This is a genomic window from Arthrobacter sp. P1_B4, assembly GCF_056406555.1.
This window is the reverse complement of record NZ_JBFTZW010000016.1, coordinates 1-26,417: the sequence shown is the minus strand read 5'-3', so window position 1 is coordinate 26,417 and position 26,417 is coordinate 1. Positions and strand designations below refer to the sequence as shown.

General features: G+C 66.8%; 26 protein-coding genes and 1 riboswitch. Of the genes, 16 read left to right on the top strand and 10 right to left on the bottom strand.

The genetic code is table 11. The annotated features are described in order from the left end of the window. The first annotated feature begins 18 nt into the window (after positions 1 to 18). The 4 genes from AC1D1W_RS08900 to AC1D1W_RS08885 are packed head-to-tail and all read left to right on the top strand — an operon-like array spanning position 19 to position 3,257. A complete protein-coding gene (locus AC1D1W_RS08900; protein WP_476943470.1) occupies positions 19 to 828 on the top strand; it encodes a phosphatase PAP2 family protein in 810 nt (269 codons plus the stop codon). 2 nt (positions 829 to 830) lie between these two features. Continuing rightward, entirely contained in the window at positions 831 to 1,574 is a 744-nt protein-coding gene (locus tag AC1D1W_RS08895; protein WP_476943491.1) for a DedA family protein, read from the top strand. A gap of 5 nt (positions 1,575 to 1,579) precedes the next feature. Beyond that, a complete protein-coding gene (locus AC1D1W_RS08890) occupies positions 1,580 to 2,257 on the top strand; it encodes a response regulator transcription factor (RefSeq protein WP_476943469.1) in 678 nt (225 codons plus the stop codon). Next, a complete protein-coding gene (locus AC1D1W_RS08885) occupies positions 2,250 to 3,257 on the top strand; it encodes a sensor histidine kinase (protein ID WP_476943468.1) in 1,008 nt (335 codons plus the stop codon). Before AC1D1W_RS08890 ends, AC1D1W_RS08885 begins: the two co-directional genes overlap by 8 nt. A 145-nt stretch (positions 3,258 to 3,402) precedes the next feature. On the opposite strand, the gene AC1D1W_RS08880 is transcribed toward AC1D1W_RS08885, so the two are convergent. Next, positions 3,403 to 4,089 carry a hypothetical protein gene (locus AC1D1W_RS08880; RefSeq protein WP_476943467.1) on the bottom strand — a complete coding sequence of 229 codons (687 nt, stop codon included), beginning with the start codon at positions 4,087 to 4,089 and terminating at the stop codon, positions 3,403 to 3,405. Positions 4,090 to 4,096: 7 nt separating this feature from the next. Next, positions 4,097 to 4,299: riboswitch (cyclic di-AMP (ydaO/yuaA leader) on the bottom strand. 201 nt (positions 4,300 to 4,500) lie between these two features. On the opposite strand from AC1D1W_RS08880, the gene AC1D1W_RS08875 reads away from it, so the two are divergent. Together AC1D1W_RS08875 and AC1D1W_RS08870 are read left to right on the top strand one after the other, a co-directional pair. Beyond that, positions 4,501 to 4,749, top strand: coding sequence for a hypothetical protein (locus AC1D1W_RS08875; RefSeq protein ID WP_223916806.1), 249 nt, complete (start codon positions 4,501 to 4,503; stop codon positions 4,747 to 4,749). Continuing rightward, on the top strand, positions 4,746 to 5,951 hold the full coding sequence (locus AC1D1W_RS08870) for a cation:proton antiporter (protein ID WP_243177301.1): 1,206 nt from the start codon (positions 4,746 to 4,748) through the stop codon (positions 5,949 to 5,951). Before AC1D1W_RS08875 ends, AC1D1W_RS08870 begins: the two co-directional genes overlap by 4 nt. Before the next feature lie 58 nt (positions 5,952 to 6,009). On the opposite strand, the gene AC1D1W_RS08865 is transcribed toward AC1D1W_RS08870, so the two are convergent. Further along, positions 6,010 to 6,714 carry a DNA alkylation repair protein gene (locus AC1D1W_RS08865; protein WP_476943466.1) on the bottom strand — a complete coding sequence of 235 codons (705 nt, stop codon included), beginning with the start codon at positions 6,712 to 6,714 and terminating at the stop codon, positions 6,010 to 6,012. Positions 6,715 to 6,839: 125 nt separating this feature from the next. Here AC1D1W_RS08865 and AC1D1W_RS08860 point away from each other — a divergent pair, with 125 nt between their 5' ends. The 3 genes from AC1D1W_RS08860 to AC1D1W_RS08850 all read left to right on the top strand — a co-directional run bounded on the left by AC1D1W_RS08860 (position 6,840) and on the right by AC1D1W_RS08850 (position 9,470). Next, a complete protein-coding gene (locus AC1D1W_RS08860) occupies positions 6,840 to 7,445 on the top strand; it encodes a hypothetical protein (RefSeq protein ID WP_243177299.1) in 606 nt (201 codons plus the stop codon). A 17-nt stretch (positions 7,446 to 7,462) separates the two neighbouring features. Further along, positions 7,463 to 8,083 carry a lipase family alpha/beta hydrolase gene (locus tag AC1D1W_RS08855; RefSeq protein WP_476943465.1) on the top strand — a complete coding sequence of 207 codons (621 nt, stop codon included), beginning with the start codon at positions 7,463 to 7,465 and terminating at the stop codon, positions 8,081 to 8,083. Between the two features lie 268 nt (positions 8,084 to 8,351). Then, positions 8,352 to 9,470 (top strand): glycoside hydrolase family 16 protein, encoded by a 1,119-nt coding sequence (locus AC1D1W_RS08850; protein WP_476943464.1) that lies wholly within the window; start codon positions 8,352 to 8,354, stop codon positions 9,468 to 9,470. Positions 9,471 to 9,561: 91 nt separating this feature from the next. Here the strand turns inward: AC1D1W_RS08850 and AC1D1W_RS08845 are convergent, their stop codons facing one another. Then, positions 9,562 to 10,215 (bottom strand): aspartate/glutamate racemase family protein, encoded by a 654-nt coding sequence (locus AC1D1W_RS08845; protein WP_476943463.1) that lies wholly within the window; start codon positions 10,213 to 10,215, stop codon positions 9,562 to 9,564. Positions 10,216 to 10,520: 305 nt separating this feature from the next. Between AC1D1W_RS08845 and AC1D1W_RS08840 the strand changes: the two genes are divergently transcribed. Further along, positions 10,521 to 10,859 carry a hypothetical protein gene (locus AC1D1W_RS08840; RefSeq protein WP_243177296.1) on the top strand — a complete coding sequence of 113 codons (339 nt, stop codon included), beginning with the start codon at positions 10,521 to 10,523 and terminating at the stop codon, positions 10,857 to 10,859. A gap of 9 nt (positions 10,860 to 10,868) precedes the next feature. Here the strand turns inward: AC1D1W_RS08840 and AC1D1W_RS08835 are convergent, their stop codons facing one another. From AC1D1W_RS08835 to AC1D1W_RS08820, 4 genes are all read right to left on the bottom strand, one after another. Beyond that, complete coding sequence (locus tag AC1D1W_RS08835) at positions 10,869 to 11,666, bottom strand: glycoside hydrolase family 16 protein (protein ID WP_243177295.1); 798 nt, start codon at positions 11,664 to 11,666, stop codon at positions 10,869 to 10,871. A gap of 43 nt (positions 11,667 to 11,709) precedes the next feature. Next, positions 11,710 to 12,681, bottom strand: coding sequence for a dienelactone hydrolase family protein (locus AC1D1W_RS08830; protein ID WP_243177294.1), 972 nt, complete (start codon positions 12,679 to 12,681; stop codon positions 11,710 to 11,712). Between the two features lie 186 nt (positions 12,682 to 12,867). Then, the gene (locus AC1D1W_RS08825) at positions 12,868 to 13,338 is read right to left on the bottom strand and encodes a nuclear transport factor 2 family protein (protein ID WP_476943462.1); all 471 of its coding nucleotides are present in this window, start codon (positions 13,336 to 13,338) and stop codon (positions 12,868 to 12,870) included. 189 nt (positions 13,339 to 13,527) lie between these two features. Further along, positions 13,528 to 17,139, bottom strand: a complete 3,612-nt coding sequence (locus tag AC1D1W_RS08820; protein ID WP_476943461.1) for a choice-of-anchor D domain-containing protein — start codon at positions 17,137 to 17,139, stop codon at positions 13,528 to 13,530. A 269-nt stretch (positions 17,140 to 17,408) separates the two neighbouring features. On the opposite strand from AC1D1W_RS08820, the gene AC1D1W_RS08815 reads away from it, so the two are divergent. Together AC1D1W_RS08815 and AC1D1W_RS08810 are read left to right on the top strand one after the other, a co-directional pair. Continuing rightward, entirely contained in the window at positions 17,409 to 18,104 is a 696-nt protein-coding gene (locus AC1D1W_RS08815; RefSeq protein WP_476943460.1) for a maleylpyruvate isomerase family mycothiol-dependent enzyme, read from the top strand. 105 nt (positions 18,105 to 18,209) lie between these two features. After that, entirely contained in the window at positions 18,210 to 19,250 is a 1,041-nt protein-coding gene (locus AC1D1W_RS08810; RefSeq protein WP_476943459.1) for a Gfo/Idh/MocA family protein, read from the top strand. 48 nt (positions 19,251 to 19,298) lie between these two features. Here the strand turns inward: AC1D1W_RS08810 and AC1D1W_RS08805 are convergent, their stop codons facing one another. Further along, positions 19,299 to 20,417, bottom strand: a complete 1,119-nt coding sequence (locus tag AC1D1W_RS08805; protein WP_476943458.1) for an aminotransferase class V-fold PLP-dependent enzyme — start codon at positions 20,415 to 20,417, stop codon at positions 19,299 to 19,301. Between the two features lie 12 nt (positions 20,418 to 20,429). Beyond that, complete coding sequence (locus AC1D1W_RS08800; RefSeq protein ID WP_476943457.1) at positions 20,430 to 20,945, bottom strand: mycothiol transferase; 516 nt, start codon at positions 20,943 to 20,945, stop codon at positions 20,430 to 20,432. Positions 20,946 to 21,150: 205 nt separating this feature from the next. Between AC1D1W_RS08800 and nicT the strand changes: the two genes are divergently transcribed. Both nicT and AC1D1W_RS08790 read left to right on the top strand, forming a co-directional pair. Further along, entirely contained in the window at positions 21,151 to 22,260 is a 1,110-nt protein-coding gene (gene nicT / locus AC1D1W_RS08795) for a Nickel transporter NicT (RefSeq protein WP_476943456.1), read from the top strand. 488 nt (positions 22,261 to 22,748) lie between these two features. Next, positions 22,749 to 23,681: an alpha/beta fold hydrolase gene (locus AC1D1W_RS08790; protein ID WP_476943455.1), complete on the top strand. Its 933-nt coding sequence runs from the start codon at positions 22,749 to 22,751 to the stop codon at positions 23,679 to 23,681. 2 nt (positions 23,682 to 23,683) lie between these two features. Here the strand turns inward: AC1D1W_RS08790 and AC1D1W_RS08785 are convergent, their stop codons facing one another. Next, positions 23,684 to 24,184, bottom strand: a complete 501-nt coding sequence (locus AC1D1W_RS08785) for a TetR/AcrR family transcriptional regulator (protein WP_243177285.1) — start codon at positions 24,182 to 24,184, stop codon at positions 23,684 to 23,686. Between the two features lie 233 nt (positions 24,185 to 24,417). On the opposite strand from AC1D1W_RS08785, the gene AC1D1W_RS08780 reads away from it, so the two are divergent. Together AC1D1W_RS08780 and AC1D1W_RS08775 are read left to right on the top strand one after the other, a co-directional pair. Next, complete coding sequence (locus AC1D1W_RS08780) at positions 24,418 to 24,924, top strand: LURP-one-related/scramblase family protein (RefSeq protein ID WP_243177284.1); 507 nt, start codon at positions 24,418 to 24,420, stop codon at positions 24,922 to 24,924. A gap of 14 nt (positions 24,925 to 24,938) precedes the next feature. After that, positions 24,939 to 26,417: transglycosylase domain-containing protein (locus AC1D1W_RS08775; protein WP_476943454.1), on the top strand; the 1,479-nt coding region annotated here is incomplete at its 3' end.

Here is a 26,417-nt window from a genome sequence, read left to right as displayed (position 1 = left end):
CCCGAGCCGGAGGATCCCATGACTGGACCTGCCCCTGTTAAGAGCGATGCGCCGCTGGGCGGTGCTGGAGCACTCAGCCGAAGTGGAGCACCAAGCCGTCCCGACGCCGTGCGCCCCGCCGCGGGTCCCGGGCTGTGGGCCCTCCCCCAGGTCCGCCACTGGTTAGTGCTGGGCGTCCTGCTGTCGGCCGCCGTTGTGGCACTGGGCCTGGCGGCGCAGCTGACACCCGGCTTCAGCGCCGCCGAGATCGGGGTCGATCAGGACCTGAGCCAGCACCACGCCGCCGCCCTGACCGCCGTCGCGATGGCGCTGAATGTCGTGTTTGGCCCGGTGGCGGGTCTCGCGCTGATCGGCGCCGCGGCGCTGTACATCTGGCTGTTCCGCGGCGGCCTGGCCAAGGCGATTGCCTTCGGCCTCGTGGCATCATCCGGCTGGGTGGCAAGTGAATTCTTCAAGCTCCTCGTGGCCCGCCAGCGGCCCAGCCCTGCCCTGCTGTTCGATCCCCTGGCTCCGGAAACGGGTTCCAACAGCTTCCCGAGCGGCCACGTGTCCTTTGCTGTGGCACTGGGATTCGCGGTGTACTTCCTGGCCCGTGGAACCCGCTGGGCCAAGGTCACGGCCGTCGCGGCGTGGTTCCTGGCCCTCGTCGTAGCCTGGTCACGGCTTTACATCGGCGTCCACTACCCCACGGATGTCGCGGCGTCGTTCCTGGCCTCGAGCGCAGCCGTGGTCGTGCTCGCGGGACTGTGGAACCGTCTCGCGCCACGGATAGCGGAGCGGATCCGGGCCCGTTCGGGCAGCCGGCCGCTGGGCGCCGAGGAGAAATGAGAATGCCCGTCCTGGACGTTTTTGCCTCCCTTCCGGCCGTCCACGCCGCCGGAACATTGTCCCTGCTGGACCCGGCAAGCCTGCTCGCCGGGTTGGGCCCGGCCGCACTGGGTGTGATCGCCGTGATGGTCTTCATCGAATCGGGCGTGCTCTTTCCCTTCCTGCCCGGCGACTCCCTGTTGTTCACCGCAGGACTTCTGCACCAGCAGCTGCAACTGACGTTGCCAGTGCTGATCGGCGTCGTCACCGCGGCCGCGGTCGCCGGGGACCAGGTCGGCTACATGCTCGGACGGAAATTTGGCCGGCGATGGTTCAAGGACGACGCCCGGATCCTGAAGACAGCGCACCTGACCACCACGGAGGACTTCTTCCGCCGCCACGGCGGGGCCGCCGTCGTGCTGGCCCGCTTCGTCCCCATGGTCCGGACGTTTGCTCCGCTGACCGCCGGGACCGCGCGCTATGACTGCAAATCCTTCACCCTGTGGAATATCACCGGCGCCGTCGCCTGGGCGGCCTCCGTGACGATGCTTGGCACCTGGCTGGGGCATTTTGACATCATCGCCAGGAACATCGACGCCATCGTCGTGGCCATGGTGCTCGTCTCCGTCGTGCCGGGGGTGGTGCAGCTCCTCAAACGCCGCCGGAACTCCCGCCGCGCCGCCGCAGCCGCAGACAAAGCCGCCGGCGACACGGCAGAAGAACCTGGGGCCGGACTGCGGACTGAGGAAATGGCCGCGGAAGAATAGCTGACATGACCTCCACTGACCTTCCGTCCCTGCTGCTCGTCGAGGACGACGCCGTCCTGGGACCGCTCATCGCCGAGCTCCTGGACCCGGACTACCGGATCCAGTTGGTCACCAACGGCCGCGACGGCCTCCACCACGGGCTGACCGGGAGCTGGGACGTCATGGTGGTGGACCGCGGGCTGCCCGCCATGGACGGCATCGCCCTCATCACGGCTTTGCGGTCGAAAGGCATTGCCACGCCCATCCTGATCCTGACCGCGCTGGGCGATGCCGACGAAAAAGTCAGGGGCCTGGACGCCGGCGCCAACGATTACGTGACCAAGCCGTTCGACGCCGGCGAACTGGCAGCACGCCTGCGCGCACTGACGCGGACTTTCACTCCCCCGGCCCCGACACCGGTGGCGATCGGGGACTGGGAACTGGATCCAACGCAGCGCTCCGTCCGTTCTGTCTACGGGCAAACGGTGTCACTGACCGCAAAGGAAGGCCAGCTGCTGGCAGCCCTTGCCGCGGAACCGGACCGCGTCTTCACCCGGGATGAGCTCCTCGCGGCGTGCTTCCACGCCTCGGAACAGCCCGGCGTGATCGATACCTATGTTCATCACCTGCGCCGGAAGATCTCCAAAGCCGTGATCCGCACGGTGCACGGCCTCGGATACCAGATCGGCGAAGCCCATGAGTGACGGCTTGCCGGCCGGCGGAAATCCGGACCACTCCATCCTGCGCAAGGCTTCCCTCAAGGTCGCGGTGCGGATCAGTGCTGCGTGCGCGGTCATGGTTCTCGGGCTGCTCGCCGCCACGGCACTGTACCTCACGAACCAACTGGCCCATCCTGAAGTGCCGGGCTCGGCGACGGCCGGGACGGCCTACACCTACCTGGATTCCAAGGATGTCCTCGAAGCCATGATCATCGCCGGGGTAGCGGGAATCCTGCTGGCCGGCATCGTCGGGTGGCTCAGCGCGCGCAGCGCGATTCGTCCCCTCAGTGATGCCCTGGCAAGGGAGCGGCGTTTCGTCCAGGACGCCAGCCACGAATTGCGCACGCCATTGACCATCCTGGACACCAGGATCCAGCTGGCCCAGCGCAACACTGTGCCCGGCTCCAGGCAAAGCCACGACCTGGCCCGGATCCGGGAGGACGCCGCGACGCTGACAGGGATTGTCAACGAACTGCTCCTCGCGGCAACCGCGGAGGCCCCGGACCGCTCCGCGCCCCCTGCCGACCTCGCCGACGCTGCCGCCAGCGTCGCCGGCAGCCTCCAGCAGGTGGCAGAGCAGCGGCAGGTGCGCCTGGAATTCTCTGCCGCTGCCCGGCCGCTGGCCCGGATCGAGAAGAATGCGCTGCGGCGTGCCGTGCTGGCCCTGGCGGACAACGCGCTGGCCCACACGCCTCCGGGCGGCCGCGTGTCCATCACGACCTCAATCGAGCAGAAGCGCGCCGTGATCACGGTGGCGGACTCCGGGACCGGAATCACCGGCGTCGATCAGGCCCGGATCTTTGACCGGTTCGTGCGGACGGCCGGCACCGGCACCTCACAGGGACAGCGGAGCTTTGGCATCGGCCTGGCCCTGGTCCGGGAGATTGCCGTCGCGGCCGGGGGCACCGTCGAGGTGGCCGCGACGGGCGGCGAGGGAACCGTCATGAAATTGACGCTTCCGCTCATGGGCAGCGGGAATCCCTGAGGACCCTGCGCCGGGGAAAGCTATGCCATCGGGATCCCGGAGCCCCGAATGCGGAGACAGGAAAGACCGGCGGTCGAGTTGCCCCCAAGGGAACTCGAGCGCCGGTCTTTCCGGACTGTCTGGCCCCGGGTCGGGGCCGTGCGGCTTAGGCGCGGACGAACGTCACGCCGCCGGTCGCGGTGAGCCAGGACAGCGGGTGGACCATGGTCTGGTTCTTGCCGTTCATGCCGCCACTGACCACCTGGCCGTTGCCGGCGTAAATGCCGACGTGGCCGGACTGGACCACCATGTCACCGGGCTGCGGCGTCGCTACAACGGTTCCAAGGCCAAGGAACGCGCGGGGACCGATGTCGCCAACGGGCTTACCCGCGGCGCCAAGGGCCTTTTCCACCATGGCAGTGCAGTCCTGGGTGATGCCCACCTGGCTGTAGGCGGCCGAGAGCATGATGGCGTTGCGTCCGCCCGCGGGCGCCGCGGCCGGCGCTGCTGCCGGAGCTGCTGCCGGAGCGGCCTGCACCTGGATGACCGGCTTGGCCGGAGCCTTGGGCGCCGCCGCCGGGGCTGCAGTGGGAGCCGGAGCCGGCGCGACGGGCTGTTCGATGACCGGCGCGGCAACAGAATCCACTGCGGGGCGCTCGAAGCTGATCTTGACGTTTGAATCGGCACTGACGGGGGCACTGACCTGTCCGGCGATGTCGACGTTCGACGCCGGAGCAGAGTCACGCTGCACGGGGGCGGTGGCGGCGTTGGCCGCCATTCCGCTGGTCAGGACCAGGCCGGATGCGGCGGCGAGGACGGCGGCATGGCGCGCAAAAGTATTGACTGAAGTCATGAAAAATGTAGCCTCTCCCAATGCCTGCGAGGTGAGCTGTCGGATTCGGATGGGAGGCACCCGGCCRCACTCCCGGGCCCGTCGTTGCGGGCACTGTGCGGCTTCACCCCAAGACCTGCATATCAGCAGGTCAAAAGTGGTTTCCCCGTCTCTGCCGGACGTTGATGCGAGTTACCCCCGGGCCGCGGCAGAGTTAGGCAATCGGCTGGGGAGCGCCCGTATCGGAGACAACAGGCACTCATCAACCGTAGCGCGAACCGCACCCGAAAGTCACATTCAGGTAACGGAGCCATGATGCCGGGCCGCAATTTGCCCATAGGGCGGCGCCGTTTCCGAACATAGGATGATGCCATCAGCACCACCGGAAGCGGAGGCCCGAAAATGAACAGCCATTGTGTCGCCATCTGCCAGTTGAGCACTCAGCCCCAAGAGGATTTCGACGTCAACACCGAGCTGCTGATCCTCGACGGCGGGGACGTCCACGTGAGCACCTGGGACGCGGAACCGCGCGACGGGGGTTTCGACGAGCACATCCTCAATGACCGGGTGGACGCGCTCGGGTACATGGTTGTCAACGACTGGGCCTTCCTGGACGGCAAGGCCTACGCGGTGGTGGAACGGCGGTCAGGCCCGGCGCCGGCCGGCCGCCGCGAACCGTGACCTTCCTGTCCCTGGCGCTGATCGCCGTCATCGCCCTGGCTGGCCCCCTGCTGGCCCTGCCGGCGCGCTGGCACTTGCCTGTCATGCTGGGTGAGCTGCTGGCCGGCATCGCGATCGGGCGCTCAGGGCTGGCCCTGGTGGACCCCGCGGACCCGACGTTCACCCTGCTGGCCAATATCGGGTTTGCGCTGATGATGTTCGTGGCAGGCACCCACGTTCCCGTGCGGGATCCGCACATCCGTGGCGCCCTCGGCAAAGGCTCCCGCCGGGCGATGGTGGCCGCAGCGGCAGCGGTGGTGGTCGGAACCGGCATCGGACTGCTGTTCGGGACTGGACATGCTCCCCTCTACGTCGTGCTGCTGGCGTCCTCGTCGGCAGCCCTGGTGCTTCCAATCGTCGATTCCCTGCGCCTCGGCGGGCCAGATGTCGTCGCTATGACAGCGCAGGTGGCAATTGCCGACACAGCCTGCATTGTGGCGTTGCCGCTCCTGGTGGATCCGCCCCACGCAGTCCAGGCGGCGCTGGGTGTCCTCGCGGTGACCGGGTGCGCGGTAGTGCTCTTTGTCGGCTTGCGCTGGCTGGAGCGCCAAGGAATCCGTCGGCGCGTGCACCGGCTCTCGGAAAGCCGCAAGTTTGCCCTGGAGCTACGGATCCAGCTGGCCGTGCTCTTCACCCTGGCCGGTGTCGCGACGTGGAGCAATGTGTCTGTGATGATGGCAGGCTTTTCTTTCGGCCTGGTGATGGCTGCGGTCGGCGAACCGCGGCGGCTGGCCCGGCAACTGTTCGCGCTCAGCGACGGCTTCCTGGGTCCGCTCTTCTTCGTGTGGCTGGGTGCATCGCTGACGCTCAAGGACCTGGCCGGGCACCCGGACATGATGGCCCTCGGCCTGTTGCTGGGGGCCGGGGCCCTGCTGGCGCACGCCGACCTGGCTTTCCTGGGACTCCCGCTGTCGCTGGGGGTGTTGTCAGCGGCGCAGCTTGGCGTACCGGTGGCTGCGGCGAGCATCGGCACGCAGCTTCAGGTCCTGCTCCCAGGCGAGGCCGCGGCCCTGCTGGTGGGAGCGCTTGTCACCATAGCCGCGAGCGCAGTCGCCGGGTCACGGGCGGCGAGGACTTTCGCGGTCCCGGCAAATGCTGGCGGCAAGTCCGGAAATTCCGGCAGCGCCGTCGAGCAGGGCGATCCGGGGGGTCCGACGGCCTGACAGTCCGAATGTCTACATGCCCGGACCAAAGCCGAGCCGGCGGCGAAGGTTCGGATCGTCATTCTCCAACGGATGTGAATTGCAGCTCCGGCCTCCGCTTTGCCATCTCTGCCAGGACCCGGGAGACGGCATCCCGGACAGCCGTGCCGTCGGCGTCGAACATGCCGCCCGGTTCGCCGAGCACCGCGTTGGCGTGCCGGACGAACCTGTCCCAGTCCCCCGCGCCCGCGCGCAGCGCCAGCAACGGCGAGAGAAGCGCGGCCCGGCGCAGCCAGGCATCGGGCTCGCGCACCCACCGGTCCAGCACGCTGTCGGCCCGCACCCTGGCCAGAACATCGAGTCCGTCCACCAGGGGTCCGACGACGTCGACGGCGAGCGGATCCACAAGGTCCCGCACCCGCGCCTGCCGGATGAAGCCCTCCAGCCGGGTGAGGTCGGAGTTGGTCAGCAGCTTCACGTTGGCCTGGAGCAGGACCACGGCGGCCAGCCGGCGCTCGAAAACCGGCGCAGGCCCCCGGCCGGAGCCTCCGGGCCCGGAGCCCCACAGTTCGGAACTCAGCAAAGTGACCTCATCGCGGGACAGCCCGGGATAGCGGCGGCCGGCATCCCGGACCGTGCCGCGCACGGCGCCCACGGACGTGCCGTAGAACCGGAGGCCGCTGCCCGCCGGCTCCGTTTCCAGCCGCGCCTGAAGCTGCTCAGCGCGGCGCCCGGAAGCTTCGCGCTGCAGCGAGAGGTCGATGAATTCGCCGGCATCACTCACCTGCCCATTCTTTCCCCTCGCGGCTCCCGGCGGAAACGCGGTGCCAAGCCGTCCTGGGCGGCGGGCCCGGACCATCTGCCTAGACTGAACTGGCAAGCCTCCGATCGAAAGCGGTTTACGCAACCATGCACACCAAGCTGACACTCGCCATCGCACTTTCCGCCATGACGCTGGGGGTGGCAGGGTGCGCCGCCCCTGCGCCATCTACCGCACCGTCGCCTGAGTCACCTGCGGCATCCGCGGCGCCGGCCCCTGATTTTGCTTTAGACATCACGGGGGCGCCCGGCCGGATCACCCAGGCCGGCCTCACGGTGCTGACGGCGGAGGGCAACGTGGACCACTATCACGCACATCTGGACGTGCTGAAGGAAGGCAAGCCCATCGCGGTGCCGGCAAATATCGGCATCACCGCCGGAGCTGACCACAGGGCCAACGGCATCTCAGCACTGCACACCCACGACACCACGGGCGTGGTCCACATCGAGTCACCCACCGCCGGCCAGGCCTTCACCCTCGGGCAGCTCCTGACGGAGTGGGGCGTCCTCGGTGGCACCGGCGCCCCCGGCACCGGTGGGGGTTCGCTGGAAGGCTGGACCGTTTACGTGAACGGCCGGAAGTTCGACGCCGGGATCCGGGACCTCCCGTTCAAGGCGCACGACGAGATCGTCTTGTCCTACGGCACCGCGCCGGCGACGATCCACGCTTCCTACGATTTCCCGCCCGGAGAGTGAGGTGACCGGAGAGTGAGGTGGCCGGAGGCGACGGCGGGCGGCATGCCCGTACCTGCGACGCCACGGGCCCGGTGGCAGACTCAGCCCGTCAGCTCGCCCCGTTTGTCGAGAAGGTACTGGCCTCGACGGGTGCCAGGAAAGTTAATCTCGTGGGCCACAGCCAGGGCGGCATGATGCCGCGCTACTACCTCGGATTCCTTGGAGGCGCGGACAAGGTGAACCACCTTGTGGGCATCGCCCCGTCCAACCACGGAACCCGCGGGCTCATCACGCCGACACCGGACGCCGTTCCGCCGGCCACCTCAGTGGGAGGGTCGAATTGCCAGGCCTGCGCCGACCAGCAGGCTGGTTCTCCGTTCCTCACCGAGCTCAACTCCATTGGCGACACGGTTCCCGGTCCGGCCTACACGGTGATCTCCACAACGCACGACGAGGTGGTGACGCCCTACCCCAGCCAGTTCCTCGCCGGCCCGGCCCAGCAGGTCACCAATATCACCATCCAGGACAAGTGCCCGGCAGACGTGATTGACCACGACCAGGCGCCCAACGACCCCGTCACCCAGCGTCTCGTGTCCGACGCTCTTCGTCAGCCGGCCGGCCGCCCGGGCAACCCGGCATATCAGCCCAGCTGCGTGTAGCGCGGCACCCCGGGCGGAGGCGGCGTGCGGAACGTCATGCATCCGGGAGGTTTGCGGGCCGAGGTAACGGTCCGGTAACGTTGGCCGCTGGCCGCGAGGCCCGGCCCGAATGCAGGGCCCCGGACCGCCCCTTTGCAGGGCCCCGTTGCGCCGTTCGGCGTCTGCTCGCCCCTGCCTTGCGGCAGGGGCCGGATGAAACTTCCCGCATTATCCGCCGCCCTGGCAGCGTCGATTGTGCGTGCCAGCCACGAAAGCCCGGAGGGGTCCGTTGTTCAATAAAACACCGCTGTTCAATAAATCAACGTTCAAAGATGCACGGCCGAAGGCACGCTCCACGGCACCACAGCTGAACAAAGTAGCGATTGCTCTGAGCCTGGGCGCACTGTCCCTGACCGGCTGCAGCGCCGGACCCGCGACGGGCGCCGCAGCAGTTTCACCGGCCACCGGGGCCGCGCATTCCGCTGCGGACTCCACGTCCTCGGCGGCAACCCAGGCCGCGCATCCTGCCGCGAAGGCCACGGCCCCGGTGGCCGCAGCGCCGAAGCCGGCGGTCCCCTCGGCCCCCAAGCCTGCCACCGGTACCGCCGGCCCACCTGCGGCTCCCGGAGCCGATGCGGCACCTGCACGGGCCGCCGCGCCTGTTGCTTTGGCAGCTGGCGCCCAAGCGGCAGCCGCTCCGGCGCCGACGGCTGTAACGGCGCCCGTCGCTGCCCAGGCCGCCGTCGCCGCGACCGGCGACGGTTCCCAGGCCGCCACGGCACGGGGCTGGGGTGCGGTTGTCGCGGGTGACGAGTTCTCCAAGGCCGGCGCCCCCGACTCCACCAAGTGGAGCGTCTTCAAGGGATCCGGACATGCCGGCAACGGTGTCAGGAGCCCGCAGGCCTGGTCGGTTGCCAATGGCGTGGCCACGGTCAGCGGCGACTCGGCCGGCACCACGGGCGGCATGTCGGCCAAATTTGCCCAGCAGAAATACGGCAAGTGGGAGACGCGCATGCGGACCAACGCCCGGGACCCGGAGTACCACCCCGTGCTGATCCTGTGGCCCAACAACAACACCTCCCCCAACTGTGCCGAGATCGACTACGCCGAGGGCAGCACCAACACCGCACAGATCAAGTTCTTCCTGCACTATGCCTGCGGCGGCTCGAACTTCCAGACCACGGCGGCCAAGACGATCGACACGACGCAATGGCACAACTATGCAGTCGAGTGGACCCCGGCCGGCATCACCGGTTACATCGACGGCGTGAAGACCTTCTCGGACACGAACCCCGCGCACCTGCCCTCCGTGGGCATGCACCAGACACTGCAGCTGGACTGGTTCCCCGACGGGTCGGCCACCAAGCCTTCACAGATGCAGGTCGACTGGGTCCGCGTCTACAAGTAGGACCGGCAAATCGCCAGGCAGCCCCGCGCCGTATTGCGGCGCGGGGCTGCCTTGGTGTTGGCCGAGGACGCGCCGCTACAGGCGGCAGGACTCAAACCCCTTGAAGTTCCCGGGCGGCTACCGCTGAGACCAGCATTGACCCGGCCGCCGTCACGGCGTCGATCACCGGAACCCCGAGCCGGCGGCGGAGCACGTCCGCCATGCCGATGCTGCTCAGGCCCGTGCTGGCCTGGACGATCATGTCGGCGCCGGCGTCAACCAGCATGTGGGCCGCGGCGAGGGCGTCGAAAATCCCGGCAGGCATGAGGAACGCGTCGGGTGTTTCGATCCTTCCCTGCCCGTCAATGAGCAGCATGCGTTCGCCCAGTGCATCCGAGATCGGGCCCGGTACGTGTGCGCCGAGACCCAAAACTCCAATCCGGCCGCCGAAGGTCAGAGCCGCGGCCGCGGCTGCGGAGCCCGCCCCGATGACCGGGATATCCACGGCTGCCCGGGTGGCGGCCAGCCCGGGGTCGGAGGCGCAGCTGATAATCAGGGCGTCAGCATCCCCCGCCATGACCCTCGCCAGCCGGACAACCTTGGGGGCCGCAGATTCGAGCGACGCCTGGTCGTAGACGCCGGACGGCTGGTCCGGAATACAGCGGGATGTGACGGTAAATCCGAATGCTTCCTGGAGGAGTTTCCCGTGGGCGTGGAGCAGGCGTCGGTCCGACGTCGTCATCACCCGGATCAGTCCAACACGCATGGCGTACTACCTTTCGAACGGATTCGTTGGTTCGAGGCTACCCGGCGAGTATTTCCGCGTCTTTTCGGGCAGATGACCAACACAAGCGCTGCAGCGGATACGCCCCGTGGCGCCGGCCGCCGTTAGCATTCCGCGGGCAGCGGCACGGCGCCTTGTGCATGAAACTTGGCGAAAACTTCGCTTCCGTGTGGGGTTGGCGGCCCGGCGTCGTTGTACGTTTGTCACGGTGGCCCGTCTTAGGACCCGGGTACAGTACCCGGGGATTGGGGGAAGGCGGCAGGCCGGTTCCGGACTCAGCCGGAACGATGACCAAAGGAACAGCCATGTCGGTGGAGCCGTCGTCCACTCCAGGACGCCTCGAAGAACAGGATCCCGAGAACCTGGTATCCGGTGCGGAACATGCCGCATCTGCCGCCGGAATCCGACATCAGGCCGCCAGAATCATTGACGCCGTCCTCGACGACAGCGCCCCGGAACAAGCCCGCGCACGGGAACTGCTGCGCCAGCAGCTGGCTGCCCATCCCGGACATCCGGAACGGGCCCTGCTGGAGCACCTTGCGGCGTTGAAGGCATTGGACGGGCACCGCGAAGGGGCGTCGGAGGCTGGCGGCCCGTTCCGGCCGGAATTTGCCTCGGGCGAGTAAGCGCAACGCTTACTTGTAAACGCGGATCCAGTCGACCTGCATCTGGCTGGGTTTGGTGGGCGTCCCGTTGGGAAACCAGTCCAGTTGCACCGTTTGGTGCATGCCTACCGTGGGCTGATGCGTCGGGTTCGTGTCCACAAACCACAAGGACCCATCGAGGTATCCGGTAATTCCGGCGGGGGTCCACTCGACTGCATAGTTGTGCCATTGCGTCGTGTCGATCGTCTTGGCCGCGGTGGTCTGGAAGTTCGGGCCACCGCAGGCGTAGTGCAGGAAGAACTTGATTTGGGCGGTGTTAACGCTCCCCTCTGCGTAGTCAATCTCGGCGCACGTGGACGAGATGTTGTTGTTCGGCCACAGGATCAGGACAGGGTGATATTGCAGATCCCGCTGTCCAATTTTCATCCTGGCCTCCCAGCGGCCGTACCGCTGCTGGGCAAACCTGGCGGACATGCCGCCAGTGGTGCCCGCGGCGTCGCCGCTGACAGTCAAGACCCCGCCGCCTACACCCAGCGCATCCGGACTCCGGATCCCCTTGCCCGCGTGCCCAGGGCCCGCGTAGACAGTCCATTTCGCGGGGTCAGGCGGCCCTGCATAATTAAATTCGTCGCCCGCCACCACCGGTCCCCAGCCGTGGCCGACGGCGGCCTGCGTCCCGTCGGAGACGGCGGCCTGCGTCCCGGGGGTCACGGCGGCCGCACGGTCTATCGCCGGCGCCCGCTCCCTGGACGCTGGTGCGGCACCACACCCGGCAAGGGCCAAGGCGCCTGCAGCGCCCAACGCCGCGGTCCTGCGGTTTGCGAACATCGCGTCTCCATCCGGTCGGGAGGTGTCTCCGGCGGCCCCGCCCTTACACGTAATTGCCAAACCAGGCGAGCGTGTCGTTCCATGCGGCCGTGGCCTGCTCCTGGTTGTAGCGCGGCCCGGTGTCATTGTGGAAGGCGTGGTCCACGCCGGGATAGATCTTGAGCTCGTTCCGGACATCAGTTTTGGCCAAGGCATCTCGGAGCGCCGGCATGGCGCCGGTGATCCGCTGGTCAAGTTCGGCGTAGACGCCGAAGACGGCCGCCTTGATGGCCGGGACCTTGTCCAGGTCAGGCGCGGGTCCGTAGAACGCCGAGGTCGCCAACAGGCCCGGGATCGCCGTCGCCGACTGCCACGTGATGCCGCCACCGAAGCAGAAGCCGTTCATGGCGATCCGCCCGTGATCAACGAAGTCCTGGGCGTTCAGGTAGTCAAAGCCGGCCGTGAAGTCGGAAACGTGACGCTGCGCCCCGGCCTGGGTCAGTGCTCCCGGGACAGCGTCCGGATCCATACCTGCGGTACCGCCTTCCCTGCTCAGCAGGTCCAGGGCCAGTGCGGCGTATCCGGCTTTGGCGAAGCGGCGCGCCACATCCTGGATATGCGGTGTCAGCCCGCGGTTCTCGTGGCAGACCAGCACGGCCGGCCCGGCGGCCCCATGGTCGGGCCGTGCGAGATAGCCGCTGATGTCGGTGCCGCCCGAGGCGAATTGCACGGTCGCCGTCGTGAGTCCGGCCGCGCCCTCCGGGACCGACAACGGGCTCTTGGCCCCCGGCACCGCGCCCGCGGACGCGGTGCCGGACCCCGGCGCGGACGAAGTCGGCGTCGGCATGGGGTCGGTACTGCGGGGAACCTCCTCGGGCGTGCAGCCCACCAAGAGCATCGCTGCCGAGGCCGCCGCCATGCTGCCGGTGATGAACGCCACCCGGCGCGTGAACGTGTGCTGGCTCATGGCGCCGGAGCGGTAGTCGTCGAAGAATTCCTCAATCAGGTACTTCTCAAACTTGCCAAGCTGGGTCATGGCGGGCCTCCTCAGTGTGCCGATCATCCTCCTCCGAAGTCAGATGTCCGGCAAGGGGCCTGCACAGGCCGGCCCGACGGCGCCACTTGCCAACAATGACGACGACGCCTCGACGCAGCCCCGGCACGAGGCCACAACGGTCAAACGCGCGCGCAGCCTTCTCCCAGCCGCCTGAGGCCAGCCATTTCAGTCCTCGGGTTCCGGGGGCCGGGCAGGCCGGCGCCCCGACAGCGTCTGGACTGCCTCTGCGATGCCCTCATCCCCTCGTTCGATCTCTTGCATGTAGAGTCTTCCGCTCGTAATGAGGCCGTCCTCGATCTCGAAGATCGTCACCCCGCGCATGTCGAAGGGCCGCCCATCAGTCCGGGTGCCGGCCCAGGTCCATTCACTCCACGTGGTATTACCGTCGTCCACGGAGCGGAGCACTTCTGCGTGAAAATCGGGAACGCCAGCGAACATCGCTGCCCAGTTCGCGTGCATCTGCGCCCGTCCCACAAATGCCCTGCCCGGGTGGACCGGCTGCACGCTTTGGTACGACTCATGGAACAACGCGGCCGCTGCCTCAAGGTCGTGGTCATTGAACGCAGCAAGCAGGCGTTGGATATATTGGCTGACGTGATCACTCCTCGGTGTGGCGGAGCTCGTGCTCTGTTTCATGCACAGCCCCATTAACGGGCCCCCACTAGGGCCGGGATCCGGCCAGCCCGCATCGTCAATCTACGCCTCCGCCGTCGCCCGGTTCCAGACCGACTAGGTCTGGCCGCACAGGTCCGGACCGATCGGGCCCAGACCGGTGAGGTCCAGGCGCCAATCGGTCCGGGAATTCCTGAACTGACGCGGGCACCGCTAGCCAGTAACCTTGTAGGTGCTCGAATTCCATGTCAGGCGGCCGCGTTGAAAGTCCGAGGCCCGGCCGACAGAAACGGCATACTCGTCCCGGGTCGGATAGCCCAGCCGGCTCCTCTCCCAGCCGAGGGAGGCCCACCTCGCCCGGATCGCACCCAGCACATAGTGCGCCCCYGACTTCGGCGACCAGAAAATCGAGTTTCCACCTCCGCCGGAAAAGTGCTGGTACTGCCCCACGCCATCAGCGGCGCCCCTCTCGTCTGTGGTCGGGTAGCCCAGGCCCGTCTCCCAGCCCACGGCCGCCCACTTGGCCCGGATCGCACCGAGCACATAGTGCGCCCCGGTCTTCGGCGACCAGAAAATCGAGTTTCCACCTCCGCCGGAAAAGTGCTGGTACCTCCCCACGCCGTCAGAGGAGCCTCTTTCGTCTGTGGTCGGATAACCCAGGCCCGTCTCCGCGCCCACTGCCGCCCACTTGGCCCGGATCGCACCTACAATTGCGTGTGCCTGGGTCGATTTCGACCAGTAAATCGAGGACCCGCCCGAACCGGAGAAGTCGCTGTACCGCCCCACGCCGTCCGGACTGCGCTTCTCATCCGTGATCGGATAGCCCAGGGCCCCTGTCTCCGCGCCCAGCGCCGTCCATTTGGCTCGGATCGCACCGAGGACAAAGTGGGCCCCGGTCGTCGGGGTCCAGTAAATCGAGGACCCGCCCGCCCCGGAGAAGTGGTTGTACCTTCCCACTCCGTCCGTCGAGCCCTTCTCGTCGGTCGTCGGGAAGCCGAGCACGCCCGCGGCAGCGCCCGCAGCCTTGTAGCGTTTGTAAACCTCACCACGCACCGAATGTGCACCAGTCGCCGGGGACCAGCAGATCACACCTTTCACATAGTCCTGGCACTTCCCTCCAGCAACGGGATACTCCAAAGTCAGCGACCGGCCAAGGTTCGACCGCGGGTCGCCCGCGCCGATTTTCCACGCGTAGGCGGCGATGGGGTCGTCGGTGCCCTTCCCGGTGAGCATCACCTTCAACGCACCCTGGCCGTCGTCCGCCGTGATCAGGTAGTAGGTTTCCGACGTTCCGGCCTGCCCGAAGGCCGTCGGCGTGAAAGTTACGCTCTGGAAGGCGGATTCGCCAGCAGGAATCTTCAATCCCTCGGCAATGGGGGTGGTGGTTGAAAAGACCCCCAACGGCGCCTTCGCCTTGGTGATCGTCATGGGTACGTTACCGGTGTTGGTGATCTGGAATGCCCTGGTGGCGGAGGTCCCCACGGGGACGTCACCAAAGTCCAGGGTGCGTGGCATCTGCAGGTGCGCCGCGCCCGAGACGGCGGTCGCGGTCACCTTCACGGTTACCGACCCGCGGTCACTGGTGACGACGAGCGTATCGGTCACGGGACTCGTTGACGTGGGACTGAACGTCATGGACACTGCCACCGACGCGAGGGGCTGGATGGTCTGCCCCACCCCCGGCACCGTGGCGGGGTCGACGCGGAGCTGTGCGTTGGCCGGCAGCTTGACCCCGGTGATCTTGGCGACGGTTGTGCCGGTGTTGACGATGTTGACGGTCTGCCGGCTGATCGTTTTTGTCGGGACGTCGGTGAACTGCACCGTGGCCGGAGTCGCGCCCAGGCCCTCCTTCGTGCCGACGCCGTGGACGCCGAGGAGGTCGGTTTCGCCGTCAGCCGTTTTGACCGTCAGGGTGCCGTCCGCTTGGCCTGGAACGGTCGGCGAGAAGGTCACGGGTACCGTCATGCTTGCGCCCTTGGCCAGGTTCCGGGGCAGCGTGAGCGTGGTTCCGATCTTGAACGGGGCGCTTGTTGTGATGGAGCTCACCGTTACCGCCCGTGACGCGGTGATCGTCACGTTCCCGGTCACGGTCTTCCCCACCGCGACGTTGCCGAGGTCGGTGTTCTTTGCCCCTACCGCTGATGTTGTCGGGGCGCCGAAACCCAGGACCTGCCCGTCCCGGGTGCCCACGTAGACGCGGCCCTTATCAGTGGCCACCGAGGAGAACTTGGCCCCTATGCCCAGGGGGGCGCTGAACACTTCCTTGAGGTTCCCGGTGTTGTCCGGTATCGCGCGGTAGGCGCGCAGTTCGGCGCCGGCTCCGGTGCCTCCGCTGACATAAACCACCCAGACCAGGGCGGAGGACCCGTCCTTGCCGGAGGACGTCACCACCGGCGAACCGGAGCTGAACCCGAACGTGCCGGCGGAGGTCCCGACGGCGGCGAGGCTGACCCCGCCCGAAGCGCCTGGGACGATCTTGAAGGCGCGAAGGTACCCGTTGTTTTCGACGACATAGAGGTAGCCACCGTTGCTTGTCCCGAGAAACGCGGGCTTTCCCCACACTCCGCTGTACGGACCGGCCTTGTCCAGGACGGCGTCGGTTCCGCCAGGCCCCTGCGCCATGCCGCCCAGGTTGTCCCGGTCCAGAAGGTACATGTGGCCGTCTTTGCCGATTTGGGCCATCAGGTGCGGGTGCGCTGCGGTGCCATAACCGTCCGGGATCCCGACGGGRGCGCCGGACCCCAGATCGGCGTCGTTGCGGTTCAGTTTCGCGTTGTCGGCCGGGCTGAAGAAGTCGGTGGCTTTCAGGTTGCCGTCACTGCCGACCCGGAGCCGGACCACCGCCTCCGCCAAGGTGGTGGGCGGCTTCGATCCCGGGCCAGGATTGGGTGAAATTCCGTTTCCCGTGGTGAACAGGATTTGACCGGGACCGTCGGACACGAGTCCTCCGCCGGATTGCCAGATCCCACCCTCCGCATTGGCGTTGCCGGATTCGGTCGCCCACATTGTGGTCTGCCGGCCCGCGGTAGATACGCCGACGACGTAGCCGACGAAGGGCGTGTAGTCGCAATGGCTGGCAAATCCCGCATACACGACCCCGTTCATGAGCAGCAGCCCGGGGCGCTGCATCGCGGTCATGGCATTGAACGGGCGGCTGGGGTCGTTCGTCGGCGCGCCATCGATGACGACGGGGAAGCCGGGCTTCTCCACCCCGGTGGCCACATCGAGGGAATGCATGTACCAGTGCGGGAGCTGGGCCGTCGCCCCGTCGTTGGCCTTCGACAGCAGGAAGACACTCTTCGTAGCCGGGTCGTAAACGGGGGTGGACGTGATTCCGATGTTGGGCGTGAGGTCACTGCAGCGCACCGTCGACGCCGGCCACGACGGTCCGAGTTTGCGCGACCACTTGGCCGCCCCCGTCGCGCTGTCCAGACCGTAGACGGCATTGTTTTCCGTCGCGGCAATCACGGTCGTGCCAACCACGAGAGGCTGGGCGTAGACCTGCCCGTCCACTTTTGCGGAGAACAGTTTGCCGAAATTTGAGGATGCGACAGCCGACGGCGAGAGTCCGGCCTCGTCCTGGTCCCATCCGGTCCTCAACGAATCGTGGGCGATGGTCCCCACGTCCGCCACGGCGGTCCCACCGACGGACAGCCCGGCGAGGGCGAGCGTCGCCGTCAGCAGGGACGCCCACGCGCCGCGGGACCACCCGCGTCGTCGGGGCTCAGTGGCGTGGATCCCGGCCGCCTGCTGCCGCCGGAGATGCGGTGCCCCACCCGTATGTCCACCGCGCAGTCGGCCTTTTTGGAATTGGCCGGACGACACCCAAGATTCTGTTTGATCATGCATGGCTGAGACCCGTTTCTGACCACTACATTGACTTTATTAACCCAGTACTTTGGAGCCTAGAAGCGGGGTGTGATGAGCGCGCGAGTGGAGGCTACTCGACTTTTCGGCGGCGATTCCCGTTTTCTTCCGAGTGCTACTTGCACCGTCGGTGGGCGAGCCCGAGTGCCTACTTGCCGGCGCGCGGAATCGCCCCAGCACTCCGGCCCGGGCCGCGGACTGCCCCGGCGTCGCGTTAGGCTCCTCCCATGTCGCCCGATCGATTCCTGGCCGAACTGGCCCACTCCCTGGACCACCTCGGCACGCTCGCCCGGCAGCCGCGGGACACGCTTGCCGGCGCCGTTCCGGCGTGCCCCGCCTGGACGCTCGAGCAGCTCTTCGGGCATCTCGGCTCAATCGAGAGGTGGGCAGCCGGGGTGGTCCGGACGGACAGCTTTGTCCAGGAACCTGCACCGCCGGCCGAGGGCGCCGCGGCGTGGTTTCTGGCGGGCACTGCACCCTTCCTCGAGACGATGACGGGCCTTGATCCAGAGAGCGAATGCTGGACCTTTGGCCCGCCGCCGCGCACCGCCCGGTTCTGGCTTCGGCGACAGGCCCACGAACATGCCATCCACCTGGTCGACGCCTGCCAGGCGCTTGGCCTGGAGATCCCCGCGCTGGCCGACAACTTCATGCTCGACGGTGTCGACGAGGTCCTGGCGATGTTCGCGCCGCGGCAGCTGCGGCTGGACCGGATGCCGCCCCCGGACAAAGCTGTGACCTTCCAGGTGCCAGGGGCCGCCAGCTGGACACTGGGACCTGGCGCCGCCGTGGCCTTGATTTCCGCCCCGTTGCCGGTCATGTATCTGGGTCTTTGGGGTCGATCCAACCTGGCAGAGATCGCCGTCAGTGAAGGTGACGCCGCCGCGGCCCTGCGTGTGCTTCGGGGTCCGCTCACACCGTGAGTTCCGGCATCGGGATTAGGATACGAACACGTCCCGCGAAGCCGTGGACGCTCCACGAGCCGCACGATGCTTTCGTGACCGCATGGTCGAAGGGAACTCAAACGCATGTCAGAGCACGCCACACCCGGCACCGCAGGTCTCTCCACGCCCCGGGCCAGATGGGGAATTCTCGGCACCGGGTTCATCGCCGGGTTGCAAACGCCGGACCTGATCGACAACGGCTCAGTGGTCCAGGCCGTCGGCTCCAGGACCATGGCATCCGCGACCGATTTCGCGGCCCGGTTTCAGATCCCCACGTCCCATGGAAGCTACGCGGACCTCGTGGCCGACCCGGACGTCGACGTTGTCTACGTTTCGACGCCGCACCCGTTCCACCACGAGAATGCGCTGTTGGCCCTTGACGCCGGTAAACACGTGCTGATCGAAAAGCCCTTCGCCATGAACGCCTGGCAGGCCCGTGAGATCGTGGAGCTCGCCGAGACGAAAGGGCTGATCGCCCTTGAGGCCATGTGGACCCGCTACCTTCCGCACATGGTCCGCATCCGTGAGCTGATTCGGTCCGGCGCCCTGGGCGAGGTCCGCACAGTGATCGCTGACCACAACCAGAATCTGCCCAAGGATCCGACGCACCGCCTCAACGACCCGGCGCTGGGCGGCGGAGCGCTCCTGGACCTGGGCATCTACCCCGTCTCCTTCGCCTTCGACGTCTTCGGGGCGCCGACCGGGATTCGGGCAGCGGCCAGCATGACTGAAACCGGAGTTGACCGGCAGACCGCGATGATCTTCGAATACGGTGGCGGGCAGCAGGCCGTGCTGCACTGCGCGCTGGACACGGCAGGACCAAACCAGGCCTCGATCATCGGAACCGAAGGCCGGATCGAGATCCCGTCAGTCTGGTACACGCCGTCGGCCTTCACCAGATACGACGCCGACGGAAACGTCGTCGAGCGATTCGATGAACCCGTCACCGGCCGCGGCATGCAATACCAGGCGCAGGAAATGGAGCGGCTCATTGCGGCCGGCTCCATGGCCACCGACATCCTGCCGCCCCGGCAGAGCGTTCAGGTCATGGAGGCCATGGACGAAGTTCGGCGCCAGATCGGCCTCGCGTACGCCAGCGACGACAAGGACCACGGGCGCGCCTAGTACCGGTGCTGGGGCGGCCCCAGTTTCCATGAGAGGCACCGCCGCCGCTCACGCTCTCCCGATCAGCCCGGCCACGCGATCGAGTTCTTCATCCAGATTGTAGAAATGTACCGCCAGCCGGATTCTGCCCTCCCGGACCGATGCCACCACGTTGGCCTGGCGGAACCGCGCCAGGACCGCCTCGGTGTCTGTCACCGGCACGGAGAAGATCGTGGAGCGGTGCTGCTCGGCGAACGGCCTGAACGCGGAACCCTGCGCCGCCAGGGCATCCTGAAGACGCAGGGTGAGCCGGACGTTGCGATCGAGCAGGGCCCCGATGCCGAACCTGCGGAAGATGCCGAGCGCCGCCTGCTCGGCCAGGGCTGGAAACCAGGCCAAGGAGGCGTCGAGCTTCGAGGCCGTGGGTGAGAGGTCCATGGCCGGTCCGTAGAAGCTCTCGGCCGGGTTGCGCGCGGCCTTCCAGCCGGGACCGACGGGCTGGATCCGGTCAAGCAGCCCGCTGCGGACATAGAGGTAGCCCATGCCCCTGGAGCCGAGCAGGAACTTGTGGCTCGCGGCGGCCAGGAAATCCACGCCGTCGCGCACGACATCCAGGGGCACCGCGCCCGCGGCCTGGCAGGCGTCGACGAAGAACCAGGCGCCGGAGCGGGCCGCAACCTGGCTGAGTGCGGCCAGGTCCGCCCGGTAGCCGTTGGCCGAATGGACGGCACTCACTGCGATGAGACGGGTGCCGCCGTCGGCCGCCTGGCCAAATTCCTTGGCCGTCATGCCGTCACCGCCCGGTGCCACGGCCCGGACCTCGTAGCCGCGGTTGCGGAGCAGGAGCCAGGGGTAATAGTTCGAGGCGAATTCGTTCCCGGCAACCACGACGTTCTCGCCGCGCTTCGCCGGCGGCAGGTTGGCGGCTACTATCCCGGCGGCTGTGCTCACGGCCGGGACGATCGCGATCTCCCCCGCCGTTGCCCCGACGATCTCCGCGAATATGGTGCGTGCCTCCTCCCCTGCCCGCTCGGCATCCATCCAGTCGAACCTGCCGGCGGACCAGCGCGCGACGGCCAGTTCGTAGGCCTCGCGGGCGGGTGCACAGCCGACGTTCATCGAGGCGGTGTTGAGATAGATGGTCTCCTGCAGGCCCGGGAAGAGTCCGCGAATATCGGCCGCCTGCATGGCAGGGACCTCCTAGCCGTGCCCGCGCGCGGAGTCCAGGCCCTTTGCGTAGGCCGCCTGCCCCACGTGCTGGAGGCAGTCGGCAACCGTGCTGACCAGCCGCACCCCGAGGGTGACGGGCGGGTCCCAGCGGGTATCGACGATCCGGTCGAGGTCGTCGTCGCCGAGGTTCTCCAGGAAGTTCACGGTCTGCCGGTGGACGGCTTCGTAGTATTCGAGCAACAGTTCCGGCGGTGCCTGCACCGCGTCTACTTGGCCGCTCGTATGGCCGTAGCCGGTGTCCCGTTTGGAGAGCGGCAGGCCGAAGCGGGCGGCAAACCCCTCGGAGGTCCACACCTGGTCCAGGCCCGCGGCGGAGGCGACTTGCACGTCCTCGACCCTGCTGAGGTGCCAGATGAGCCAGGCCATTGAATTCCCGTTGCCTCCGGGCCGTCGGAGCAGGGTGGCATCATCCACCCCGGCCAGGGCCGCGTCCACCGTCTCACGGATCCGGCCGAAGGCATCCAGCAGCAGTTCATTGGATTTCATCGCGTCCCCTCCCTGTGCATGATCGGAGTGCTGTGCATGATCGGTGATCCCCATGCTTGCATGGAGGCCGCACCGGCGGATAGGGCCGGGCATCGCCGTGCCAACCGCGCAAGCGGAGGCGGTGCCGGGGGCAACACGGCCACGCGCAGTTCCGCAGTCCGCCAGGTCTTGGCAGCGGCGACCCCCGCGCCTACCCTTACGGATTATGAGCAACTTGTTGCCTGTAGCGCAGCCGGTTCGGGCGACGTCCAGTCGCTGGGAACGCCGGGACAAGTTCCATCTCGCCGGCATCACCGGCTTCGTCTTCCTGCTCAATGTGGTCGGCTGGAGTGTGCTGACCCTGGCCGTGGCTCCGCAGAACTTCGCGCTGGGCCGCTCCGGCGTGTACGGGGTGGGGCTGGGCGTTACCGCCTTTCTGCTGGGGGTGCGGCACGCGTTCGACGCCGACCACATCGCCGTCATCGACAACACCACCCGCAAGCTGGTCGGCGAGGGAAAGGCCGCGCTGGGGGTGGGCTTCTGGTTCTCGCTGGGCCACTCCACCGTGGTGTTCGGCGCGGCGCTGCTCCTGGCCCTCGGCGCGAGGGCCATGGCCGGCACCGTGCAGGACGGGGACTCGGCGCTGATGCAGACGCTTGGACTGGTGGGAAGCGTCGTGGCTGGAACGTTCCTGATCCTGATCGGCCTGATGAACCTCGTCTCGGTGGTCGGCATCGCCCGGGTGTTCCGCGGAATGCGGACCGGGGAACTGGACGAGGCTGAGCTTGAGCACCAGCTCAACAACCGGGGCTTCCTGGCAAGGCTCCTCGGCGGAACCATCCGGCGGATCACCAAGCCATGGCACATCTATCCCGTCGGTCTGCTGATGGGCCTGGGATTCGACACTGCCTCCCAGGTAGCCCTGCTCGTGCTCGCCGCCGGTTCCGCGGCTTTCTCCCTGCCCTGGTACGCCATCCTGGTCCTGCCGGTGCTGTTCGCCTCCGGAATGAGCATTTTCGACACCGCCGACGGCGTGTTCATGTCGAGGGCTTATGGGTGGGCGTTCCTGAAGCCGGTCCGCAAGGTCTTCTACAACCTCACAGTCACGGTGCTCTCGGTGATTGTGGCCCTGGTGGTCGGTGTCACCGTGCTGCTTGGGCTCGTGGCGGACAAGTTGGGACTCGAATCGGGGCCGGCGGCCGCCATCGGTTCGCTGGACCTCGAAAACGTCGGGTACATCATCGTCGGCCTCTTCGTCATCATCTGGCTGATCGCGCTCGCCGTCTGGAAATTTGGCCGGATCGAGCAGCGCTGGAGCCACGCCCGCACCAGCTGAGCCGATGCTGGCACAACGTAGGTCAGCAGCTGGGCGAGTCGAACTCGTAGGCCCCCGAATCGGCAGCGGCCGTCCCGTTGCAGTCCCCGTCCTGGGGCACGGGACTTCCGGCGAGGTCGACGGCGGACAGGCTCGTTCCGGCGCGGTCGATGGCCGGGCTGGTGCCGGGAGGCCCACCGCCAACCAGCCGGCCGTGAGGATYAGGGGCTTACGGCTGCGCGGACAGAATTGATTCTCATGGCGAGTGGGCGGGGGTTGTAAAAAGCTTGGGCATGATCAACCAGAGCTTTATCTCAAACAGCGCTGTATAATTTATTTTGGTCAACAAAAGTGCCTGACCGGACCGGTCCCAGCGCGGAGACGTCGCACCGCCTACCTCAGTTCCTTCGTTCTGGAGTCTTGCCATGATGCCGCGCCCTACCCGCCCAGCCCTGGACAATCCGCCCCGCAGGCGTCGGTGGAGGCGGGGCCTGCGCATGGCGGGGGTGGTGGCGCTGAGCGTTGCCGGCTTGCTCGCCGCCTCGACGTCGGCCAATATCATCCTGGAACAGATCGAAAAGTCCCACACGGTCGCATACGGCGAAAAGGTTCACCTCATTGAGGGAACCATCAATGTCATCCGCACCGGCGAGACCGGGCCGACGGTCGTGCTGCTCAGTGGACTCGGGACCCCTGCCCCGGGGCTCGATTTTGCCCCCTTGGTCCGGGAAATGCGCGGCTTCCGAACAGTGATTGTTGAGGGATTCGGCTACGGCTTAAGCGACATGACTGCCCGGCCAAGGACCGTAGAAAACATCGCCGAAGAACTTCATGAAGTGCTGTCAAAGCTCGGCATCAGGGCGCCCTACACTCTCATGGGCCACTCGATCGCCGGCTTTTCCACGCTGTACTACGCGAACAAGTATCCAGCGGAGGTGTCCGCCGTTATCGGCATCGACCCCACCGTCCCGGCCAGCAGGATGTCCACGGGCGGAACCACCGACCACGCCGAGGTGCCTGCAGCGGACTACTGGTGGGCGCATGCACCCTCGACCACAGGCCTGGTCCGCTGGGCCACGGCGCTGGGTTTTGGAGAACCCGGCGGCGGCAGCTTCACGGCAGCTGAACGCCAACAAATGCGTCAGATAGCGAGCTGGAACTTCGGCAACCCGGCAGTCACTGATGAAACTCTCCGGATGGGCGAGAATGCCGCCAAGCTCCAGGATCTCCGCTACCCCGACGCCCTTCCGGTGCTCTACTTCCTGTCACAGGACACGATGAACCAGCAGCCGGACTGGTACGGCGGGCACGAACGGCAGCTGGCCAACGTACGGCGCCACGAGCTGGTGGTCCTTGGGGGCGAGCACTACCTGCACTGGACGCAGTCCAAGGCCATGGCAACGAAGATCACCGAGTTCCTGCGCCACGGCGGCACCCAGTAGATCTAGTGGAGAGATTTATCGGTCGGCAGGTCCGGCGGGACCAGGAGGGCCCGGATCGTTGACGGAAGGATCTTTGCCGCCGCCACCTCATCCAGTCGTTCCGCCCGGATTTCGGCCGCCGCGCTGTGGAGGATGGCGTAGAAGCAGGCGGCCTGCCACGTGAGGGAATGATCGGTACGGAAGATCCCCTCACTCCTGCCCTTTTCCAGTACCGACACCACCCGGGCCAGCGGCTTGTCGTGGTGAGCCCTGATTTGGTCGGCTGAGAGGTATGGTTCGGCCGCCGCCAAAAGCGCGTTGAATTGATGGAGGACCCGCCAGGATGACTGGACGATCTCCTGCAGGGAGTTCCAGGTGTCTTGCTCGATGTCTACAGCGGCGAGTTCGGCCTCGGCGCGGTCCATGGCCCTCTCGAACACGGCGCCAACCAGGTCCTTCCGGTCTGCGAAGTGCCCGTAGAGGGTCACCCTGCCCACCCCCGCAACCCGAGCAATTTCAGCCATGCTTGCCCCGGGATTGTCACTGAGGCGTGTCAACGCGGCGTCAATGATGGCATCTTTGTTCCGGACGGCGTCCGCCCGCTTGGTGCGTTCTTTCTGCACTTCCGGCACCGGCACCCCAGCCCCTTCGACTACTCAAACAATGATGTTCAGGTTACCAGCGAGAACACTTCAGCGGCCCGGACCATCCGGTTCGGGTGAGGTGCCGGCCGGCGGAGCGGTCCTATGGTCAGGGCATGGGACTATTGCGGCACCGGCATGACGAACCCATGGGCGAGCGGTTTCAGATGCGCGAGAAACTGCTGTCGATCGGGGACGACTTCTGGATCGAAGACAGCCACGGCCAACGCGCCTACAAGGTCAACGGCAAGGCGGTCCGAATCCGGGACACGTTCGTTTTGGAGGACGCCTCGGGAAACGAGGTGGCGCGCATCCAGGAGCGCAAGCTCTCGGTCCGGGACAAGGTGGCCATCGAACGCGGCGGCGACACCGCCGCGACGGTGCACAAGGCCCTGGTAGGGTTCCGGGACCGCTTCTCGATCGACGTTCAAGGCGGCCCCGACATGAAGGCACACGGCAACATCGTCGACCACGAGTACGAGATCGAGCGCGACGGCCATACGGTCGCCACGATCTCCAAGAAGTGGTTCCGCGTGCGCGAGTCCTACGGCGTCGAAATCGCGGGCGGYGAGGACGTCCCACTCCTCCTGGCGATCACCGTCGCCATCGACTCCTTGACCTAGCCTGTCCAGGCACCATGTCGCCCAGGAAAAGCACCGGATCCCTAGTAGCCGCGACCCTGTGGAGGCTGTTCGGCTTCCTGACGGCGAGCGCGGTTTGCGGCGTCCTGGCCGCCAGCCTTCTGGTCCCCACGGTGGCCGCGACCGGCGTCGCCGTCAGCGACTCGATCAAATTGTTCAACAGCCTCCCCTCGGAACTGACAGTTGATCCGCCGTCGGAATCGACCAGGGTGCTCACCGCCGACGGGAAACCGATCGCCACCTTCTATGCTGAAAACCGCGTGAAGGTCCGGCTCGACCAGATGTCCCCGTACATCAAGGACGCGATCGTCGCGATCGAGGACCGCCGCTTCTACGAACATGCCGGCATTGACCCCCAGGGGATTCTCCGGGCGCTGGTGTCCAACCTGACCGACGGCGGCAGGCAGGGTGCCTCCACCCTGACCCAGCAGTACGTCACCAACGTGCTCAACGAATCCCTCGTGTCGGCGGACAAGGGCGACCAGATTGTCCTCAACGGGCAAAAGAGCATGGCCGACAAGATCCGCGAGATGAAGCTCGCCGTCGAACTGGAAAAGAAATACACCAAGGATCAGATCCTGGAGGGGTACCTGAACATCGTGTTTTTCGCCCGTGACGCCTACGGCATCGAAGCCGCGTCCCGCTACTTCTTCAACACCACTGCCAAGGATCTCACCCTGCCGCAGGCTGCCCTGCTGGCAGGCCTCGTGAACAGCCCCAGTTTCTACAATCCTGACGTCCATCCGGAAAGCGCCGTCCAGCGGCGCAACCAGGTTCTCGCCAAGATGCTCAGCTATGGCGCCATCACCCAAGCGCAGCACGATGCGGCCGTGGCCGCCCCGGTGGATCTCAAGATCACCCCCGGGAGGCAGGGGTGCGCCGGCGCGGAAATGGCACCGTACTTCTGCGACTACGTTTCCCACCTCATTCTCAACAACCCGGCCTACGGCGCGGATATTGGCGAACGCGAGCGGAAGCTGTTCCGCGGCGGCCTGACCATCACCACCACCCTGGACAGCCGGCTCCAATTGGCCGCGCAGGCGCAGGTCGATGCCACGGCCGGGGCGAACCCGGACAAATGGGGCGCCGCGATGGTCTCCATCGCACCCGGCACCGGCAAGATCCTGGCGATGGCGCAAAACACCGTGTTTCTCCCGGCACCTGGCAAATTCGACACGCAACTGAACTTCAACGTCGATTCCAAGGACGCCAACGGCAACGATCTCAACGGCGCCGGCGGATTCCAGCCCGGTTCCACCATGAAACCGTTCACGTTTGCCGAATGGCTCAACGAGGGCAAATCCCTGACCGCCATGGTGGACGCCTCCAGGCGGTCCTATCCCCTCGGGTTTCCATGGAGGTCCAGCTGCGGCAGGGTGCTCGGCGCCTACAGCACCAGCCAAAAACAGCTCGGCGCCGCGGATGACCTGCAGAACAACGACCCCGGGTACTACCGCAGGATGCCCGTCAACTAC

What these genes read in the sequence shown, in the direction of transcription:
- AC1D1W_RS08890 (WP_476943469.1), top strand. Translation starts at nt 1,580, where the DNA reads ATGACCTCCACTGACCTTCCGTCCCTGCTGCTCGTCGAGGACGACGCC.
- AC1D1W_RS08805 (WP_476943458.1), bottom strand. Translation starts at nt 20,417, where the DNA reads ATGCAGGCGGCCGATATTCGCGGACTCTTCCCGGGCCTGCAGGAGACC.
- AC1D1W_RS08785 (WP_243177285.1), bottom strand. Translation starts at nt 24,184, where the DNA reads ATGGCTGAAATTGCTCGGGTTGCGGGGGTGGGCAGGGTGACCCTCTAC.
- nicT (WP_476943456.1), top strand. Translation starts at nt 21,151, where the DNA reads ATGAGCAACTTGTTGCCTGTAGCGCAGCCGGTTCGGGCGACGTCCAGT.
- AC1D1W_RS08860 (WP_243177299.1), top strand. Translation starts at nt 6,840, where the DNA reads ATGCACACCAAGCTGACACTCGCCATCGCACTTTCCGCCATGACGCTG.
- AC1D1W_RS08900 (WP_476943470.1), top strand. Translation starts at nt 19, where the DNA reads ATGACTGGACCTGCCCCTGTTAAGAGCGATGCGCCGCTGGGCGGTGCT.
- AC1D1W_RS08835 (WP_243177295.1), bottom strand. Translation starts at nt 11,666, where the DNA reads ATGTTCGCAAACCGCAGGACCGCGGCGTTGGGCGCTGCAGGCGCCTTG.
- AC1D1W_RS08825 (WP_476943462.1), bottom strand. Translation starts at nt 13,338, where the DNA reads ATGAAACAGAGCACGAGCTCCGCCACACCGAGGAGTGATCACGTCAGC.
- AC1D1W_RS08800 (WP_476943457.1), bottom strand. Translation starts at nt 20,945, where the DNA reads ATGAAATCCAATGAACTGCTGCTGGATGCCTTCGGCCGGATCCGTGAG.
- AC1D1W_RS08895 (WP_476943491.1), top strand. Translation starts at nt 831, where the DNA reads ATGCCCGTCCTGGACGTTTTTGCCTCCCTTCCGGCCGTCCACGCCGCC.
- AC1D1W_RS08880 (WP_476943467.1), bottom strand. Translation starts at nt 4,089, where the DNA reads ATGACTTCAGTCAATACTTTTGCGCGCCATGCCGCCGTCCTCGCCGCC.
- AC1D1W_RS08810 (WP_476943459.1), top strand. Translation starts at nt 18,210, where the DNA reads ATGTCAGAGCACGCCACACCCGGCACCGCAGGTCTCTCCACGCCCCGG.
- AC1D1W_RS08885 (WP_476943468.1), top strand. Translation starts at nt 2,250, where the DNA reads ATGAGTGACGGCTTGCCGGCCGGCGGAAATCCGGACCACTCCATCCTG.
- AC1D1W_RS08830 (WP_243177294.1), bottom strand. Translation starts at nt 12,681, where the DNA reads ATGACCCAGCTTGGCAAGTTTGAGAAGTACCTGATTGAGGAATTCTTC.
- AC1D1W_RS08845 (WP_476943463.1), bottom strand. Translation starts at nt 10,215, where the DNA reads ATGCGTGTTGGACTGATCCGGGTGATGACGACGTCGGACCGACGCCTG.
- AC1D1W_RS08815 (WP_476943460.1), top strand. Translation starts at nt 17,409, where the DNA reads ATGTCGCCCGATCGATTCCTGGCCGAACTGGCCCACTCCCTGGACCAC.
- AC1D1W_RS08840 (WP_243177296.1), top strand. Translation starts at nt 10,521, where the DNA reads ATGACCAAAGGAACAGCCATGTCGGTGGAGCCGTCGTCCACTCCAGGA.